The organism is Streptomyces sp. 17_S59 (assembly GCF_056930295.1).
Genome location: NZ_JBXOWD010000001.1, coordinates 6,843,410 through 6,860,444 on the forward strand (window position 1 = coordinate 6,843,410; position 17,035 = coordinate 6,860,444).

The window sequence follows — 17,035 nt, forward strand, 5'->3', positions numbered from 1 at the left end:
AGACACCGCCCGCGCGTTGCCGGTGCCGGACGCCCCGGGCCGCCTGCGGCCGCCGGTTCAGGAGAGCTGACGGCGCACCAGCTCGTGGAACAGCCCGGCCGCGTCGGCGAGCAGCTCCGCGGGCGTCCCCTGCTGCACGATCCGGCCCTCCGACATCACGACGACCCGGTCCGCGTCCATGACGGTGGAGAGCCGGTGGGCGATCACGACGCGGGTGGCGCGCAGGGCGCGGGTGGACTCGATGACCACGCGCTGGGCCTCGTTGTCCAGCGCGCTGGTCGCCTCGTCCAGGAAGAGGATGCGCGGCTTGCGGACGAGGGCCTGGGCGATCATCAAACGCTGGCGCTGACCGCCCGAGACGGTGCCGCCGCCGTCGGACAGCATGGTGTGCATGCCCATGGGCATGGCCTTGATGTCCTCCGCCAGGCCCGCCATCGCGGCGGCCTCCCACGCCTCTTCGAGCGGGAACGCCTCGGCGCCGCAGATGCAGTCGAGGATCGAGCCGGAGAAGGGCTGGGCGTTCTGGAGGACGACGCCGCACTGGCGGCGGACGGCGGTCCGGTCCAGGGCCGCCAGGTCCTGGCCGTCGTACAGGACGCTCCCGGCGGCCGGCTTGTCGAAGCCGATGAGCAGACGCAACAGGGTCGACTTGCCGCAGCCGCTGGCCCCGACGATCGCGACGAACTCCCCGGGGCGCACCCGGAACGACACGTCGTCGAGGACGAGCGGGCCGTCGTCGGTGTACCGGAACGACAGGTTCTTTGCCTCCAGGGCGCCGCTGAGCGCTCCCGGCTGGACACTGGAGCCGCTCACCTCGGGCGTCTCCCGGAAGAGCGGCTTGACCCGTTCGAACATGGGCTGCACGGCGGCGGCCGACAGCAGCGCACCGGTCAGCTGGGTGACCGACGACAGCAGCATCGTCACGGCGGTGCTGAAGGTGAGGAACCCACTGGCCGACATGCTGCCCCGCGCCGGCCCGGTCAGCAGCACGAACATCACGAGGGTGCACAGCGGCAGACAGACCGCGTTGAGCACCGTGACGACGTTCTTGATCCGGCCGATCCGCTGCTGAAGCACCCGGGTGCGGGCGAACTCCCGTGCCCAGGCGGCGTACGCGAAGCTCTCGGCCGCGGCCACCCGCAGCTTGGGCAGACCCCGCAGCGTCTGGAACGCCTGATTGCCGAGCTTGTCCTCAAGCCTGATCAGCTGCCGCTGGTACCGCAGCTGCCACAGCCCCAGGCCCAGGAAGACCGCCGCGACGACGACCAGCATGGCCACCGCCACCAGCGCCAGCGGCACGCTGTAGGCGAGCAGCACGACGAGGTTCACGGCGCCGACGATGCCCGCCTGCACCGACACCGGGCCGATGCCGGACAGCACACGGCGGATGGAGCTGATGCCCATGGCCGCACCGGCCAGTTCCCCGGTGGAGCGGCCGGTGAAGAACCTCGTCGGCAGTCGCAGCAGCCGGTCCCACACGGCGGGTTGCAAGGTCGCCTCGATGCGGCCCTCCAGGCGGAGGACGGCAACGTTCTGCAGCAGCATGAAGGCGGCCGAGACGACGCTGGTGGCGATGAGCGCCAGAGCCGTCTGCACGATGAGGTCGTTCTCGGCCCGGGGCACGTACGAGCCGAGCACCCTGCCGGTGGCGAGGGGCACGAGCGCGCCCAGGCCCACCGCGACGAGTCCGCCCAGCAGGACGTCGCGCAGCTCCCGGCCCGTCCCGCGCAGGCTGAAGCGCAGCAGCCGCAGCAGGCCCGGCTTCCCCTCGGGCAGCGGGCGGTAGAGCATGACGGCACGCGGCGCGAAGGCGGTCGCATCGGCCTTGCCGACGCGTTCCCGCGTGCCGGTGGCGGGGTCGACGGCCCGGTACCCGCCGCGCCGCCACAGCAGCGCGACCGGCGTCTCGTCGTCCGCGTACCGGCCCACCAGAGGCCCGCTGTCCTGCCGCCACCAGCGGCCGTCGAGCTTGACGGCGCGGGTGCGGATCCGCGAGGCGAGCGCGATGCGCTCGACGGGATCCATGCGCCCGGAGGCGGCGGCGTCACCGCCGACGGGCCTGACCAGGGCGATGCCGGACTCGTCGGCCACCAGGCGGCACACGGCGAACGTCGCATCGTCGCCCGCGCCGCGGTGCGCCTCACGGCCTGAGCGGTCGATGGAGGCCAGCAGCGCCCGGTCGGCCTGGACGCGGGCGGCCTCACCGGCTTCGGCACCGGCCGCCGCGCGGTCCTCGTGGGCGCGTTCGAGCTGCTCGATCCAGTCGTCCAGGGCGTACAGCAGCCGGTACTGCTGATCGACCATGCCCTGCCACATCCCCGCGTCCACGAAGAGCGTGCCGGAGGTGTCGTGGCCCTCGCAGACGGCGCCGTACTGTACGTCGCCGGGGGAGAGCTGCATCCACAGGACGTCGTCGTCGGCACCGGCCCCGCCGGGGGCGGACCGGCTCTCCAAGGGGGCCTGGTAGAGCACGCGCAGGCCGCGCCCGACGCCGAGGGCGAAGGCGTTCTCGAGGGGGCTCAGCGTTCCGTCGACGGCGCCGTACGCGTCATGGCCGTACGCGCCGTGTCCGTACGCAGCCCGGCCGTAGGCGTCGTAGCCGTACGGGTCGTGACCGTACTCCGGGCGGTTCAGCTCGCGCAGCTCCACGCGGCGCAGCCGGCAGCCGGGCAGAGGCCGGCCGAGCAGGGTGTGCCGGGGGCCCTGGGCCGGGCCCAGCAGCAGCGTGCCCGGGGCCAGCCGGCCCAGGAAGTGCCAGTGGCCCGCCTGCGCCGCGTCGACCGCGAACAGGTCCAGCTCGCCGTCCACGACCAGCCACAGCACGTGCGGCCCTTCCAGGGAGAGGCTGCGCATGCCCGTGCAGTCGACGGCCGTGCCGAGCCCGCCCAGCGCCGCCACGACCGGGTCGGGGGCCGGGCCCGGCTGCGCGCCGTACGCGGTGGCCGTGGCGTAGTGGGGAGACGTCACCTCAGCGCTCCTTGACCAGTTGGGCGTACGCGCCCTGCGCGGCGAGCAGGTCCTCGTGCCGCCCGCGTTCGACGACCGTGCCGCGGTCGAGCACGACGATCTCGTCGCTGTCGCGCACCGTGCTCAGCCGGTGGGCGATGACCACGCAGGCGCAGCCGCGCCGCCGCAGGTTGTCCATGACGACCTGTTCGGTCACCGCGTCCAGGGCGCTGGTCACCTCGTCCAGGATCAGGACGCTGGGACGCCGGACCAGCGCCCGCGCGATCTCCAGGCGCTGCCGCTGACCGCCGGAGAAGTTCCGGCCGTCCTGTTCGACGCGGCTGTGGATGCCGCCGGGGCGCCGGGCCACCACGTCGTACACGGCGGCGTCCCGCAGGGCGGCGACGACGTCCTCGTCGGGAAGAGAGGGGTCCCACAGGGCGACGTTGTCGCGGACGGTGCCCTCGAAGAGGAAGAGTTCCTGGTCGACGAAGGAGACGGAGGCCGCCAGCGCACCGCGCGGGATGTCCTCCAGCCGCATGCCGTCGATGCGGACGGCGCCTTCCCACGGGGCGTACAGGCCGGAGACGAGCCGGGAGACGGTGGACTTGCCGCTGCCGGAACCGCCGACGAGCGCCACCTGCCGGCCGGGGCCGACCGAGAGGGAGAAGTCCTTCAGCAGGGGAGCGTCCAGCGGACTGTAGCCGAAGGTGACGGCGTCCAGCTCGAGATGGCCCTTGAGGCGGCGGGCGGTTCCGGTGTGGGGTTCGCGCCGCGAGTGGAGCGGGTCGGCGGGGAAGTTCTCGACGTCCTTGAGACGGGCGACGTCGGCGGCGAAGTCCTGGACGCGCCCGGCCACGCCGTTGAGGCGGGCGATGGGCGCGGTGAAGCCCGTCACCAGCGCCTGGAAGGCGACCAGCAGGCCCACCGAGAGATGCCCCTCCACCGCGCGCAGGCCGCCGATCATCAGAATGAGCGCGCTGTTGAGCGCCGCCAGCGTGGGCGCGACGACCGCGAGCCACGCACTGGGCACGCCGAGCCGCTGCTGCACGTCGAGGGTGACGGCGTGCTGCCCGGCCCACCGGCGGAAGAAGCCGTTCTCGCCGCCGGTGGCCTTCATCGTCTCGATGAGCTGAAGACCGCTGTACGCGGTGTTGACGAGCCGGGCGTTCTCGGCACGCAGCTTCTCCGTGCCGGCGGCGCGCACACGGACGACCACCCGCAGGGCGACGACGTTGAGCAGCGCGATGCCGATGCCGACGACGGTCAGCTGCGGGTCGTACGTCCACAGCAGCACCGCGTAGAGGACCACGACCACCGCGTCCACCGCGGCCGCGGCCACGTCCCTCGCCAGGGTCTCGGCGACGGTGTCGTTGGACTGCAGGCGCTGGACCAGGTCGGCGGGGTTGCGCTGGGAGAAGAAGGTGACCGGCAGCCTGAGCAGGTGCCGCAGGAAGCGGGCGCTGCCCAGGGTGGAGGAGATGATGCGCCCGCGCAGCAGGTTGGCCTGCTGCAGCGCGGTGAGCGTCGCGGTCAGCAGCAGGGCCGTCGCCATCGACGCGAAGAGCACACCGTTCAGGGAGGCCTGGCCGCCGATCAGGAACGTGTCGATGTACGTACGGCTCAGCGCGGGCACCGCCGCGCCGACGACCACCAGCAGCAGGCTGGAGACCACGGCGGCGAGCATGGTGCCCGACGTGCCGCGCAGGCGGGCGGGCAGGGCCCCGACGACCCCGGGTCTGCGGCCGGTGCGCCGGAAGCCCTCGCCGGGCTCGAAGGTGAGGACGACGCCGGTGAAGCTGGTGTCGAACTCCTCCATGGGAACGAAGCGCCGTCCCTTGGCCGGGTCGTTGACGTACACGCCGCGGCGGCCGAACCGGCGGCCCGTGCCGTCGTAGACGACGTAGTGGTTGAACTCCCAGAAGAGGACGGCCGGACCGGGCACCCCCGCGAGCGCGGCCAGGTCCATCTGCATGCCCTTGGCCTTCAGCCCGTGGCCGCGGGCGGCCTTGAGCAGGTTGCTGGCGCGCGATCCGTCCCGGGAGACGCCGCAGTCGATGCGCAGCTGCTCCAGGGGGACGAAGCGGCCGTAGTGGCCGAGCACCATGGCCAGTGAGAGCTGCACAACCTGAATCCGTGCTGGTCAGCGGTGCTGGCGTGGGAGATCGGTGGTGTACTCACGCTGGTCGGAGGCGGGAGTCTGGAGCGTAGATCATCTGACGCGTCGGGGATGGGCGTTTCCGGCTTTGCCCGCGCCGCGGGCGGAGTGGTTCCTACGATCGCGGGCGGTGCCTGGTCGTTTGGGAGGGGAATCGTGTCGTCGCTGGAGAAGATCGCAGCTCGCCGTGCCGAGCTGGATGAGCTCGCGGAGACCCTGGCCAAGCAGCTGGCCGAGGCCGAAGCCGAGCGTGAGGAACTCGTGGTCGCGGAGCGGGTGTTGCGGCGGCTGTACGGGCAGGAAGCCGGGGATGGCGCCGGGCAGGACACCGGGGCACCGCAGCGAGTGCAGGTCGCGGGCCGGTCGGTGTTGAAGGTGCCGCACCGCAGTGAGGTGCCGGATGCGTCCGTGCTGCCGGGCGACTACCAGCGGATGCTGAGAATCGTGAAGGCCGCGGGCGGGCCGGTGATGGTCAAGGAGGTCGGCGCCGAGCTCGGGATCGACGCCTCGGTGCCCGGCCGGCTGGAGCCGTTGCGCGGGAAGCTGTCAAAACTCGCCGGGAGGGGCTGGCTGCACAAGCTGCCGAACGGCACCTTCACCACCAGGCTGTGACACACCCGTCTCCTGGGCCGTAACCAGGCGGCCCCCGGCCCGGGTTGGTCAGGTATGCCTACCAAGACGTCCCCGGCCGGGGACCACACCGAGCTTGTCTACCAGTGCAGGCTGCCGCTGTCCACGCAGACCCTGCGCTACCTGACGTCGCTGCTGGCCGCCCGTCTGAAGAAGATCCGCTCCCGCTGGCGCAAGCTGCCGGCCGGGCGGATCGCGGTGATCGTGCTGGCCGCGCTGCGGCATGACCAGCGCCTGGCCGACCTCGCCGGCGGCAACGGCATCTCGCGCACGACGGTGGACCGGTGGCTGAAGGAGATGACCCAACTGCTGGCCGCGAAGGCGCCGCGGCTTCAGCGGGTGCTGGCGAAAATCGCCCGCGAGGGTGGCAGCGTCGTCCTGCTCGACGGATCGCTGATACCCACCGAGCGCCGCACCGGCCTGCCCACAAGGCGCCGCTGGTCGGCCAAGCACAAACGGCACGGGCTGCTGGTCATCGCCCTGACCGACGTGCGCGGGCGGCTGTTGTGGACCTCCACCGCCCGCCCGGCCCGCGGCTCGGAGATCACCGCCTGCCGGCACGACGGCCTGGTCGGCCGGCTCCGCGAGGCGGGCCTGGCCGCGATCGCCGACCTCGGCTTCGTCGGCCTCGACGACGAGGCCGGTGACCCGGCGGTCATCACCGGCTACAAGAAGCCGAAGGGCAAGAAGCTCCCGCCCGCGAAGAAGCTGGTAAACCAGCTGATCGCGGCGGAACGAGCAGTATGCGAGCACGCGTTCGCGCATTTGAAGAACTGGCGCGTGCTGACCAGGCTCCGCCTCGACGTGAAGTGGGCCACCCGACTCGTCCGGGCCCTGATGATCCTCACCCAGCACGAAATCGCCCGCTGACCGACGATCTTCACGCCAGACAGGCCCCGACGACCAGCGCGAGCACGACAACACTCACTCACGCCACCCCCGCGACCTGCACGTTCAGGATGAACACAACTCAGTGCGGCCGCGCCGCACTCCACCGCCTCCATCTGGAGCACGGTGGGGGTGCGGACGGGCCGGGGCGTCCTGCCCCGGGGGGCAGGCACGGCGGCCGCGCCCCGGCGGCGCCGGCGTCCGGGGGCGGGCGGGCGCAGCGGGGTGTCCTCCCGCACCGCGGTCACGGGAGCAGCCAGTCGACGGGCCGCTGGGCGGCGAGGTGGACGGCTGCGGTGACGGGCGTCGTGGAGCCGAGGGGGTACGGGGGCCCGTCCGCGGAGGACCACCGGTAGCCCGATGCGGTGGTGGACGAGCGCTCCAGCTGCACGAGCACCGCGACGGGGTCGCCCTGCCGGGAGAACTGCGCGGCGAGGCGGCTGTCGCCGAGGAAGCCGCTGATCTGCGCCTGCGTCTGGGGCGCGCGGCCGACCGCCGTGATGCGGCCGCGCAGCACGCCGAACCGTTCCCGGGGAATGGACTGGACGGTCAGGTCGACCGGGGTGCCCGGGGAGATCGCCCCGCCGCTGTCGCCCGGTACGTACAGCATGGCCACCAGCGGGTCGTCCGGGTTCTGCACGCGCTCGACGATCGCCACGTCCGCCCCCGTGGTGAGGACCGTGCCCGTCCTGGCGGCCAGTGTGGTCACCCGTCCTCGGTCCACTGCGCGCACGGTCCGCGGGCCCCGGTCCGTGTCGACCTGGACCAGGGGGGTGCCCGGAGAGAGCAGCTGGCCCTCCTTGGCGAGGACTGCGGTGACTTGTCCCGCGAATGGGCTTTGCAGCAGGTAACTTCCCTCGGCATGGGTCAGGATGCCGGGTGCGCTCAGCTTGGAGGACACCGAACCGGTGAATACCCAGACGCCGCCCATGGCCATGACGAGGAGTGTGACGGCAAGGACGAACCGTCCCTGGGGGCGGGCGAAGCGTACGGGCAGATCGAGTTCTTCGGGCGATTGCAGCTTGGAAAGCGCCTTCTGGCGGAACTGCACGGACTATTCCTTCGACTGCATTCTTGACGGGGTGCTGAATTTACGCTGAGGGAACGGCCATAAACCCCGGAACGAGGGGAGCATTCCGGGGTTCATGGGTTTCCTGGTCATCTCATGGCGGCGCAGGAGCGACCGTCAGGCCGTGAAATTCTCCGGACCGTACGGCCCGGAGAATTTCACGCTCAGAGGCCGGCGACGCCGACGTTGAGGCCGACGATGCCCTCGACCTGGCCGGGCACGGCCTTCACGGCGCCCACCGTGTTCAGCGAGGTCACGGTGTTCACCACGTTGTGGACGTCGCCGGTCACGGCGCCGAGGAGGCCACCGGCGACGGTGACGCCACCGGCGACGGCGTCCAGCTCGGCGTCGGCGATCTCGCGGGTCTCGATGTCGTTACGCATGGTGTTTGCGCACCCTTCGTTCGTCTGACTCTTTCTCAAAACAAGCGGCGGACAAAAGACAGGACTGTCCGGCCGCCCCGCGACGGCCCGGCCTTATCAGCCACCGTTCATCAGGACTGCCGCGGTGCGCAGATATAAGCACGTGAACGGGTGGCGCGGCCAGCCGCGTTGACGTCTGCGAGGGTGCTGGACGGCCTTCCGAGCAGCGCACTTTTCGATCCCTTTACCTTATCGATACAGCTCCTTCACAAGATCGAGTAACAGATTCGCGCCCTCGGTCGCGCTCCCGGAACATAAATGGACACAGCGTCACCAAGCGTGCCGGTCATAACCGGCATTTTGCGGGGCGGCTGAGGGGAGATCGTGGCCCGGCGTCGCAGTTGTAAAGATTTTTTGAAGCGACGCACGGTGGCAGGGGCGTCACAAGCCGTGCCGGTCGGCCGGATGTGGGGGCCGTCACGGTGAATACGGTGGTCGGAGAGGGTGAACGTGGCAGGCCGGGCGCTCTTCAGGCTTGGCCGGGATGGGCGCGCCCGGTAGCAACACTGTGGGATTCGCCAACCGCGAGGGTCAGGACCACACAGTGAAGAGAACCAGTTGCATGAAGTTGACGGTCGCAGGCTTTTTCGGCCTGCTCCTGGTCGGGGGCGGGGCGTCGCCCGCCATGGCCGGGGGTGACGGGCCGTTCAGCGCCGACGGCAACACGTACGTCCGCTTCCACGCCGGATTCACCTGCGAGGAACGGGCCCGGACCTGCGTCAACGGACCCGTGAACAGCGGCAACACCAGCAACTCGCAGAACGTCCGGCTGACCGGAAACCCCAGCAACAGCGGCAGCCCCGTGGACAACAGCGGGTCCGTCAACTCCGGCTCCACCGGTACCGGTGCCGCGTCGGGCAGCTCCAACCACCTGCAGCAGATCGGCAAGGGCGGCGGCGACCTGCACCTGTGAGCTGACGGCACGGCGTCCGCACATGGCTAGGGCCCCGGGAAGACCGGGGCCCTAGCCATGTGCAGTGGGGATGGTCTATCCCACCTTGGAGATGTCGTTGCTGCTGTTGCGCTCCGAACCCGTGACGGAGTTGAGGCTGTTGGTGGAGCCGGCGGCGGTCTCGATGTTCCCGCTGTCCACCGGGTTCCCGTGGTTGAGGAAGTTGTTGCTGTTGCTGCTGTTTCCGCTCTCGACCGGACCGTTGATGCAAGGGTGCGGCGACGAGGACACCGGCGACTTGTAGTGGAAATCGGCCAGACGGTTGTTGCAGACCACTCCTGACACCGTTTCGGTGAGGGTGCCGAGATCGGCGCCCACCACGGCGGCCATCAGGGAGCCGTCCGGATTGGTCTGTGCCTGCGCGCTTCCGGTGCCGAACAGCACCAGACCGCATGCCCCGGCGAAAGTCACCGCCTGCGCGAGTCTTCTCACGACGCTCCTTGCCTGGTCGGCCTTCTGGGTCCCAGACGTATCGTGCTGCGGTTGTCCCCCGCGGTCCCGGCAACCCACAGGAGGCCAAACGCTCGGGGGCCACATTCAGCCGGACGGCCCAACGCAGGCGCCGGAATCCGGTGTCAGGAGCTGCGGTCTGCGAAGGGGCCGTGGGCGGCGAAGGCCAGCTCGGCGAAGCGTTCGCCGATGCGGCGGTGGGCGGCGGCGTCAGGGTGGAGGCGGTCCGGCAGCGGCAGTTCGCCGGCGTCGGCCCGGCCGTAGAGGTCGAGACCGTCGAGGTAGTGCAGGTTCGGGTCCTCGGCCGCCCGCTGTGCCACGATCCGGGCCAGCTCGTCCCGGATGACGCCCAGGGTCAGCTTCCCGCTCGCCCGCTCCGCGGGATCGCCCGCGGCCCGGAACCGCAGTCGTCCCGCGCTGAGGGCGATGAAGTCCGGGGCGCTCGGGCCGGGCGTGTCTTCGTGGATGGGGCACAGGATGGGCGAGACGACCAGCAGCGGTGCGGTGGGGTGGCCTTCGCGGATGGTGTCGAGGAAGCCGTGGACGGCGGGGGCGAAGGCGCGCAGGCGCATCAGGTCGGTGTTGACCAGGTTGATGCCGATCTTGACGCTGATCAGGTCGGTGGGGGTGTCCCGCAGGGTGCGGGCGGTGAACGGGTCGAGCAGAGCGCTGCCGCCCAGGCCCAGGTTGATCAGTTCCACATTGCCGAGGGACGCGGCGAGCGCGGGCCAGGTGCTGGTCGGACCGGCGGCGTCGGAGCCGTGGCTGATCGAACTGCCGTGGTGCAGCCACACCTTGCGGCCCCGGTCCGGCGCGGGCTCGATGGGCGCGTCGGTGCGCAGGGCGACGAGTTCGGTGGTCTCGTTGTGCGGCAGCCAGATCTCGACGTCCTTGTCGCCCTCGGGCAGACCGGTGAAGCGGAGGGTCCCGACCGGGCCGGGCCGGTGCTCGGCGGTCCCGGTGGTCATGTCGATGGTCAGGGTGTCGCCCCCGGCCACGCCGCCCTGCCCGGCGAGACGGCCGTCGACGAGCAGGTCGTACACGCCGTCCGGGCGGGGCGGGGCGCCCACGTAGACCCGCTTGGTGGGCAGCGTGTCCAGTTCGACCGCGGTGGCCCGGGTACGGAAGGCCAGCCGTACACCGGAGGGCTGGGACTCCGCCATGGCGAGCTGCCCGTCGGCACACTGGGCGCGAGCCCGCGCGGGCAGCCGGTGCGGCAGCACACCGCGGGCGGTGCGTTCCAGCTCGAGGGCGCCGCGCAGGAGGTCCGCGGTGATGGGAGAGGTGATCCAGTCGTGATGCTCGGTGCGCATAGTCCCAGCCTAGATCTCAAGTCATCACCAAGATCAGTTCAAGCCCCGGTACGGCATCCCTGAGCCGGCCGACCTGTGCTCAGGGGAGAGGTAGCGTCTCAGCGCCACTGCCGCACGATCACGGGGGTCACGTGAACACCCACCGCACCGCAACCGCTGCCGCCGCCGCGCTCATCGCTCTGTCCCTGGCCGGCTGCTCCAGCTCTTCATCGACGCACAGCAAGAGCGACTCGAAAGCTCCGTCCCAACAAGGGAACGCAAAGCCACCCACGGCCGGCAGCGGCAATGCGATACCGCAGGGGCCCGGCCCCCAGACGAAGTACACGGTGCAGAAGCAGCCCGCCGAGGGCGCCTGCCACTACCAGTACACTGCTGACAAGCAGCCGCTCCCGGACCCGACGTGCACGCCTGGTGCCCTCAACGGGGCCGTCACCCAGGCCACTCTGCAGCAGACGATCTGCAAGCCGTCCGGCTACACCAAGGGCATCCGGCCCCCGGTCTCGGTCACCGGACCGGAAAAGGCCGAAAACGCCAAGTCGTACGGCTACACCGGCGACATGCACGCCGCCGAGTACGACCATCTCGTCAGCCTCGAGCTGGGTGGCGACCCGAACGACCCGCGCAACCTGTGGGTCGAGCCCCCGTCCCCCGACCACAAGCCCGGCAGCGGTCCCACCAACCCGAAGGACCAGGTCGAAAGCCAACTGCACGCAGCCATCTGCTCGGGCAAGGTCCAGCTCGCCGCAGCTCAGCAGGCCATAGCCACCGACTGGAGCACCGCCCTCGCCAAGCTCGGCATCAGCTAGCCGGAGCCGGCCTCAGGAGCGGCGGTCCGAGCAGTCGCCTCCCGCCCCCAGCGCCTGCACCTCCGCGTACGACAGGCCCGTGAGGTCCGTAGGCCGTCCGTCGCGGATGGCGGTCGCCGTCGCCACGGCTTCGGTGAGGGCCCTGCGGTAGAGCACCGAGCCGAGGCTGACCCTGCGCACGCCCAGCGCGGCCAGGTCGGCGAGGGTGGGGCCGGTCGGTGCGTACAGGATGTTCAGCGGGGCGACGAGAGTTGCCGTCAGGTCGGCGATGCCGTCCGGATCCGACAGACCCGGCACGAACACCCCGTCGGCACCGGCCTGTTCGTAGACCGCGAGGCGCGCCGCGGTCTCCTCCGTCCGGCATCCGAGCCAGTACGTGTCAGTACGGGCGTTCACGAACAGCGTGGGCACCGCGGCCTTGACGGCAGCGATCTTCGCGGCGTGCAACTCCACGGGGGCGAGGGTGCCGTCCGGTCGGCCGTCCTCGAGGTTGATTCCCGCGGCGCCTGCCTCGTGCAGGCTTCGGGCCAGCCCGGCCACTTCCTCCGGGGCGTCGCTGAAGCCCCCTTCGGCGTCCACGGTGAACAGGAAGGAGCCCTGTCCGAGGCGGTGGGCCAGCGCCAACGTCGCCTCGGCGGTTGCGGCCGCACCGTCCGGCAGGCCGGCGGCCGCGGCCACGCCCAGGCTCGTGGTGCCGATCGCCCGGAATCCCTGTGCTGCCAGAGCGGCCGCGGAAGCGCAGTCCCAGGCGTTGGGCAGCAGCAGCGGGGCGGCCCCGTGGTGCAGGCGGGCGAAGGCGGTCAGCGGGCGCCGGAGCAGGCCGTCGGATTCGTGAATCGTGTGCGTCATGCCCCCGACGCTAGGGCCGGAACAGTTCGGCGCCACCCGAACTGTCCCTGCTGCATCATGGCTTCATGCCCCAGCTCGCCGAGACCGCCGGCCTGTGCGCCGACCGCACCCGGGCCGCCTTCTGCCTGGCCCTCCTCGACGGACGCGCCTGGACCGCGGGCGAACTAGCCCGGCACGCAGGGGTGCGGCCGTCCACCGCCAGCGAGCACCTCTCCCGCCTCGTCGCGGGCGGACTGCTCGCCGAGGAGCGCCAAGGCAGGCACCGCTACGTCCGGTTGGCCGGCCCGGAGGCGGCCGCCCTGATCGAAGCCCTCGCCTCGTACGCGTCGGACGTCCCGGACCCGGAGAATCTGCGCGCATCGGTACGGCTCGGCGCCGAAGCACGGGCCCGCACCTGCTACGACCACCTGGCGGGGCGACTGGGCGTGACCCTGGCGGACGCAATGATCGCCCGAGGCCTGGTCGCCGTCGACTCCGGGACCGCGGTCACCCCGGAGGGCCGGGCATGGCTGGCCGAAGCCCTGGGCTTCGAGCGGCCTCCGGGCGCCCGGAGGCCCCTGGTGCGGAGCTGCCTGGACTGGACGGAGCGACGGCCGCATCTCGCCGGAGCGCTGGGTGCGGCCCTGTGCGCCACGGCCCTGGAACGGCGCTGGGTGCGGCGGATCGGCTCCGGGCGGGCGGTGAAGGTGACGCCGGAAGGGGCGGAGGCGTTCCGGGAGTTGCTGGGGGCAGAGGTCCGGCCACGCGAATAGCGCTTTGGCCCCACGCGACTCACCTGCGCCACAAGCCGTTACGCCTTCTCCCCCGAAGGGGGTAAGTCTGCCGGAGTACCCGCCCGGCGCTTCGCGCCCGCACTAGGGTTCGGGAGCCCTACAGGTTCGCGGCCCAGGACGGGCCCGGTACGTGCGGAGGGAAGCGCGTGTCCAACTACCAGTATCAGTGCGCAGTATGCGGCATCACCTGGGAAGAGGTCACCAACAGACACCAGGCCGAGCAGGAACGTGAACGGCACCGCCGCGAGGCCCACGGCGGCGGCGCCCCGAACGGCGACGCCATCCGGGCCCGGGACTCCAAACCCTGGCCCGGCAGTGGAGCACTCCTTGCCGGGCTCGTCTTCGTCGTCCTTCTGCTCTACGGCAGCCGGCACGGTCAATAGCCTGGCAGAAAGAGCGCATTGACCGTACGGAACCGATCCCGGCGGTGCGGCGGCTCACCGCTCCGGCACGAGCCGGGGCACCGCCGAACGGCAGCGGCCGGGTGGCGGTGGAAGGGCGACCGGACACCGCTCGGTATCGGTCGCCGCCCCACTGCCACCCGGCCGGCCGGGACAACGGATCGGTCAGTCCGCGGAGATCAGAGCACCGGGACCGGGTAGGTCGGGTACTCCACGCCGGAGACGTGCTGGACGACGCGGATGACCTGGCAGGAGTAGCCGAACTCGTTGTCGTACCAGAGGTAGAGGATCGCGTTGTCGCCCTCGACCTTGGTGGCGCCGGCGTCGACGATCGAGGCGTGGCGCGAGCCGATGAAGTCGCTCGAGACCGCGTCGGGGGCGCTGATGAAGTCGATCTGGCGCTTGAGCGGCGAGGTCAGCGACACGTTGCGGAGGTAGTCGAGGACCTCCTCGCGGGTGGTCTCGCGCGCCAGCTGGAGGTTGAGGATCGCGATCGAGACGTCCGGCACCGGGACGCGGATCGAGCTGCCGGTGATCTTCGCCTTGAGATCGGGCAGCGCCTTGGCGACGGCGGAGGCGGCCCCGGTCTCGGTGATGACCATGTTGAGCGCCGCCGAGCGGCCGCGCCGGTCGGCGCTGTGGAAGTTGTCCAGCAGGTTCTGGTCGTTGGTGAACGAGTGGACGGTCTCCACGTGGCCGCGCAGGACCCCGTACTCGTCCTCCATCGCCTTCAGCGGCGGCACGATCGCGTTGGTGGTGCAGGACGCGCAGGAGATGATCTGCTCGTCCGGCTTGATCATGTCGTGGTTGACGCCGTGGACGATGTTGGGGACGTCGCCCTTGCCCGGTGCCGTCAGGACGACCTTGGCGATGCCGGGGCGGAGGTGCTTCGACAGCCCCTCGCGGTCGCGCCACCTGCCGGTGTTGTCGATGAGGATGGCGTCCTTGATGCCGTACGCCGTGTAGTCCACCGTCGTCGGGTCGGCGGAGTAGATCACCTGGATCTCGTTGCCGTTGGCGATGATCCTGCTGTTCGCCTCGTCGACGGTGATCGTGCCGTGGAACTGGCCGTGGATGGAGTCGCGGCGCAGCAGCGAGGCGCGCTTGACGATGTCCTGGTCGCCGCCCTGGCGGACGACGATGGCGCGCAGCCGCAGGCCGTTGCCGGAGCCGGCCTTCTCGATGAGCAGGCGTGCGAGGAGGCGGCCGATGCGGCCGAAGCCGTAGAGGACGACGTCACGCGGCTCGCAGCGCTCGATCTTGTCGGCACCCGTGGCGCCCGCGACGGCCTTGGCGGTGAACTCCTCCACCGACAGGCCGCGGTCGTCGGCCCTGTACATCGCGGCGAGCATGCCGAGGTCGATCTGGGAGGGGCCGAGGTCGAGCGTGGTGAGGGCCTGCAGGAACGGCATCGTCTCGGTGACCGAGAGTTCCTCACCGGCTATCTGCCGGGCGAATCGGTGGGTCTTGAGGATGCTGACCACCGACTTGTTCACCAGGGAGCGGCTGTGCAGGAGGACGGTCACGTCCCGCTCCCGCTGCAGCTTCCCGATGATCGGGATCATCGACTCCGCGATCTCCTCGCGGGTCTTCCAATTGGTGAACGTGTCGTCGTTGACAGTCACAGGTGCATCTCTTTCGAGCTAGGCGGCGCTCACATGCTAACCCCACGCCACTTTGGTCACTCAAGTGGAGGTCCTGAGGGGGCGTCGGGATGGGGCTCTGCGGCCACGGCAGGGCAGGAATCGCGCCGTCGTGCGACGAAGAAAGGCCCTTATTTATGGCGATTTGTTGGGCTTTTTCATCTGCGTGATCCTCGTCGACTTCGGCGCGGACGTGATCTGCGTCAACCGCAGCAACCGGCACCCGCCGCCGACGACGTACAAGACGACGTACGAGGCCGTACAAAAAGCCCCGGCCCCCTCTGGCTCTGCTCAGAGGGGGCCGGGGCTCGGGGCCGGTCAGACTGCCGCGGGTGTCGCCGCCGCAGCCTCGGTGGAGTCGGCGGGGCGGGGGATGCGGTGCAGGCCCTTGCGGTCGTAGAAGCGGGTGACGCCGAAGCCGAAGAGCGCGGAGGCGACCAGGGCGAGGCCCATGGAGACCCAGGCGCGGGTGAGTCCGGCGTCGGCCTGGGCGTCGTAGAAGAGGATGGAGCGCAGGCCCCCGGTGATCTGCCGGAGCGGCTCGAATTCCGCGAGAGCGCGGAAGAAGTCGGGCAGGGCCTGGATCGGCACGGTCGCTCCCGAGGAGGGGACGGCCATGGCGATGAAGACGATGGCCGAGAGCAGCATGCCGGGGGTGCCGAAGACGGCGAGCAGAGCCAGGGCGCTCACGCCGACGACGGCGATCGTGGCCACGGAGTAGAGCCACAGCAGGCCGAGGTGGGAGGCGTCCATGCCGAGGATGCCGACCGTGGCGGCCTCGACCAGGGAGCCCATGACCAGGGAGAGGCCGAGCATCAGGACGGTGCCGATGGCCAGCGTGCGCACCCGGCTGGTGTGCTGGACGGGCATGCGCTGGCGGAAGGGGCCGAAGTCGGTGTGCAGGTAGCCGAGCGCGGTGTCGACCTGGGAGTTGATCACGTTGGCGCCGAGCATGCCGCAGACGACCAGGACCAGCGCGTAGTAGAAGGCGCTCAGACCCATGGCGCTGTGCGTGCCGAGCGGACGGCCGTCGGCGACCTCCACCGTTACCGGGTCGGTGAGCATCAGCTGGGCGGCCGGGGCGAGCCGGGCTCCCTGGCTGTTCGCGCGGCCGAGGAGTTCCTTGCCGAGCTGGGCGGAGGCGGCGTGGGCGGCCTTCTGCGACGCCTGGCTCGCCATGGAGGAGCCGATGCTGCCGGCCGACTGGTTGGTCAGCACCGTCATGGCCGGCCGGACGGGCTCCTTCTGCTGCGGGCTGCTCAGCCCCGTCACCGCGGCGGTGAAGTTCTGCGGCACGACGAGCGCGCCGAAGACCTTGCCCTGGCCGAGCCGCTTGTCGGCCTCCTCCCGGCTGAGGACCTGCCAGGAGATGCTGTGGTTGTCGGCGGCGGACTTCTCGATGCCGGAGACGACCTGGTCGCCGACGTTGACGTGCTTGCCGTTGGCGTCGATGCCGCGGTCGCTGTTGACCAGGGCGATGGGCAGATCGCGCAGGTGGCCCTTGGGGTTGACGTTGCCGCCCACGTAGAGCAGGGCGAACAAGGTGGCGACCACCGCGACGATGAGGCCTGAGCCGATCCACAGCCGCGGGCTGCGGAGCGCGGAGGACGGCTGGGGGGAAGGCATGGTGTGTGCTCCGGTGAGATTACAGCGCGTAGCTGGATACCTTCAGTATCCAACAGCTAGATAGTGGCAGTATCTATCTAGGGTGTCCAATCGTCGACCGCCGATGCCC

At 70.7% G+C, this 17,035-nt stretch carries 15 protein-coding genes; 6 read left to right on the forward strand and 9 right to left on the reverse strand.

The genetic code is table 11. The annotated features are described in order from the left end of the window. Positions 1-57: 57 nt before the first annotated feature. A complete protein-coding gene (locus AC1Z4A_RS30930) occupies positions 58-2,967 on the reverse strand; it encodes an NHLP bacteriocin export ABC transporter permease/ATPase subunit (RefSeq protein WP_483683187.1) in 2,910 nt (969 codons plus the stop codon). A gap of 1 nt (position 2,968) precedes the next feature. Further along, positions 2,969-5,053 (reverse strand): NHLP family bacteriocin export ABC transporter peptidase/permease/ATPase subunit, encoded by a 2,085-nt coding sequence (locus AC1Z4A_RS30935; protein ID WP_483683784.1) that lies wholly within the window; start codon positions 5,051-5,053, stop codon positions 2,969-2,971. Between the two features lie 207 nt (positions 5,054-5,260). Here AC1Z4A_RS30935 and AC1Z4A_RS30940 point away from each other — a divergent pair, with 207 nt between their 5' ends. Both AC1Z4A_RS30940 and AC1Z4A_RS30945 read left to right on the forward strand, forming a co-directional pair. After that, positions 5,261-5,716 carry a hypothetical protein gene (locus AC1Z4A_RS30940; RefSeq protein ID WP_483676201.1) on the forward strand — a complete coding sequence of 152 codons (456 nt, stop codon included), beginning with the start codon at positions 5,261-5,263 and terminating at the stop codon, positions 5,714-5,716. 54 nt (positions 5,717-5,770) lie between these two features. Continuing rightward, complete coding sequence (locus tag AC1Z4A_RS30945; protein ID WP_483676202.1) at positions 5,771-6,604, forward strand: transposase family protein; 834 nt, start codon at positions 5,771-5,773, stop codon at positions 6,602-6,604. A 262-nt stretch (positions 6,605-6,866) separates the two neighbouring features. Here AC1Z4A_RS30945 and AC1Z4A_RS30950 read toward each other — a convergent pair whose 3' ends face one another. Both AC1Z4A_RS30950 and AC1Z4A_RS30955 read right to left on the reverse strand, forming a co-directional pair. Then, a complete protein-coding gene (locus tag AC1Z4A_RS30950) occupies positions 6,867-7,673 on the reverse strand; it encodes a hypothetical protein (protein ID WP_483683188.1) in 807 nt (268 codons plus the stop codon). Between the two features lie 182 nt (positions 7,674-7,855). Beyond that, positions 7,856-8,074: a hypothetical protein gene (locus AC1Z4A_RS30955; RefSeq protein WP_483683189.1), complete on the reverse strand. Its 219-nt coding sequence runs from the start codon at positions 8,072-8,074 to the stop codon at positions 7,856-7,858. Between the two features lie 601 nt (positions 8,075-8,675). Here AC1Z4A_RS30955 and AC1Z4A_RS30960 point away from each other — a divergent pair. After that, positions 8,676-9,026, forward strand: coding sequence for a hypothetical protein (locus AC1Z4A_RS30960; protein WP_483683190.1), 351 nt, complete (start codon positions 8,676-8,678; stop codon positions 9,024-9,026). A gap of 75 nt (positions 9,027-9,101) precedes the next feature. Here the strand turns inward: AC1Z4A_RS30960 and AC1Z4A_RS30965 are convergent, their stop codons facing one another. Continuing rightward, positions 9,102-9,497 carry a hypothetical protein gene (locus tag AC1Z4A_RS30965; protein ID WP_483683191.1) on the reverse strand — a complete coding sequence of 132 codons (396 nt, stop codon included), beginning with the start codon at positions 9,495-9,497 and terminating at the stop codon, positions 9,102-9,104. Between the two features lie 143 nt (positions 9,498-9,640). After that, positions 9,641-10,828 (reverse strand): GDSL-type esterase/lipase family protein, encoded by a 1,188-nt coding sequence (locus tag AC1Z4A_RS30970; protein ID WP_483683192.1) that lies wholly within the window; start codon positions 10,826-10,828, stop codon positions 9,641-9,643. Between the two features lie 326 nt (positions 10,829-11,154). Here AC1Z4A_RS30970 and AC1Z4A_RS30975 point away from each other — a divergent pair, with 326 nt between their 5' ends. After that, positions 11,155-11,634, forward strand: coding sequence for a hypothetical protein (locus AC1Z4A_RS30975; protein ID WP_483683193.1), 480 nt, complete (start codon positions 11,155-11,157; stop codon positions 11,632-11,634). Between the two features lie 12 nt (positions 11,635-11,646). On the opposite strand, the gene AC1Z4A_RS30980 is transcribed toward AC1Z4A_RS30975, so the two are convergent. Beyond that, a complete protein-coding gene (locus AC1Z4A_RS30980; protein ID WP_483683194.1) occupies positions 11,647-12,483 on the reverse strand; it encodes an isocitrate lyase/PEP mutase family protein in 837 nt (278 codons plus the stop codon). 65 nt (positions 12,484-12,548) lie between these two features. On the opposite strand from AC1Z4A_RS30980, the gene AC1Z4A_RS30985 reads away from it, so the two are divergent. Together AC1Z4A_RS30985 and AC1Z4A_RS30990 are read left to right on the forward strand one after the other, a co-directional pair. Then, positions 12,549-13,235 carry an ArsR/SmtB family transcription factor gene (locus AC1Z4A_RS30985; RefSeq protein ID WP_483683195.1) on the forward strand — a complete coding sequence of 229 codons (687 nt, stop codon included), beginning with the start codon at positions 12,549-12,551 and terminating at the stop codon, positions 13,233-13,235. Between the two features lie 167 nt (positions 13,236-13,402). After that, a complete protein-coding gene (locus tag AC1Z4A_RS30990; protein WP_483683196.1) occupies positions 13,403-13,639 on the forward strand; it encodes a hypothetical protein in 237 nt (78 codons plus the stop codon). A gap of 197 nt (positions 13,640-13,836) precedes the next feature. Here the strand turns inward: AC1Z4A_RS30990 and AC1Z4A_RS30995 are convergent, their stop codons facing one another. Together AC1Z4A_RS30995 and AC1Z4A_RS31000 are read right to left on the reverse strand one after the other, a co-directional pair. Continuing rightward, complete coding sequence (locus AC1Z4A_RS30995; RefSeq protein WP_483683197.1) at positions 13,837-15,282, reverse strand: glyceraldehyde-3-phosphate dehydrogenase; 1,446 nt, start codon at positions 15,280-15,282, stop codon at positions 13,837-13,839. Between the two features lie 336 nt (positions 15,283-15,618). Next, positions 15,619-16,926, reverse strand: a complete 1,308-nt coding sequence (locus AC1Z4A_RS31000; RefSeq protein ID WP_483683198.1) for a YhgE/Pip domain-containing protein — start codon at positions 16,924-16,926, stop codon at positions 15,619-15,621. Positions 16,927-17,035 lie beyond the last annotated feature (109 nt).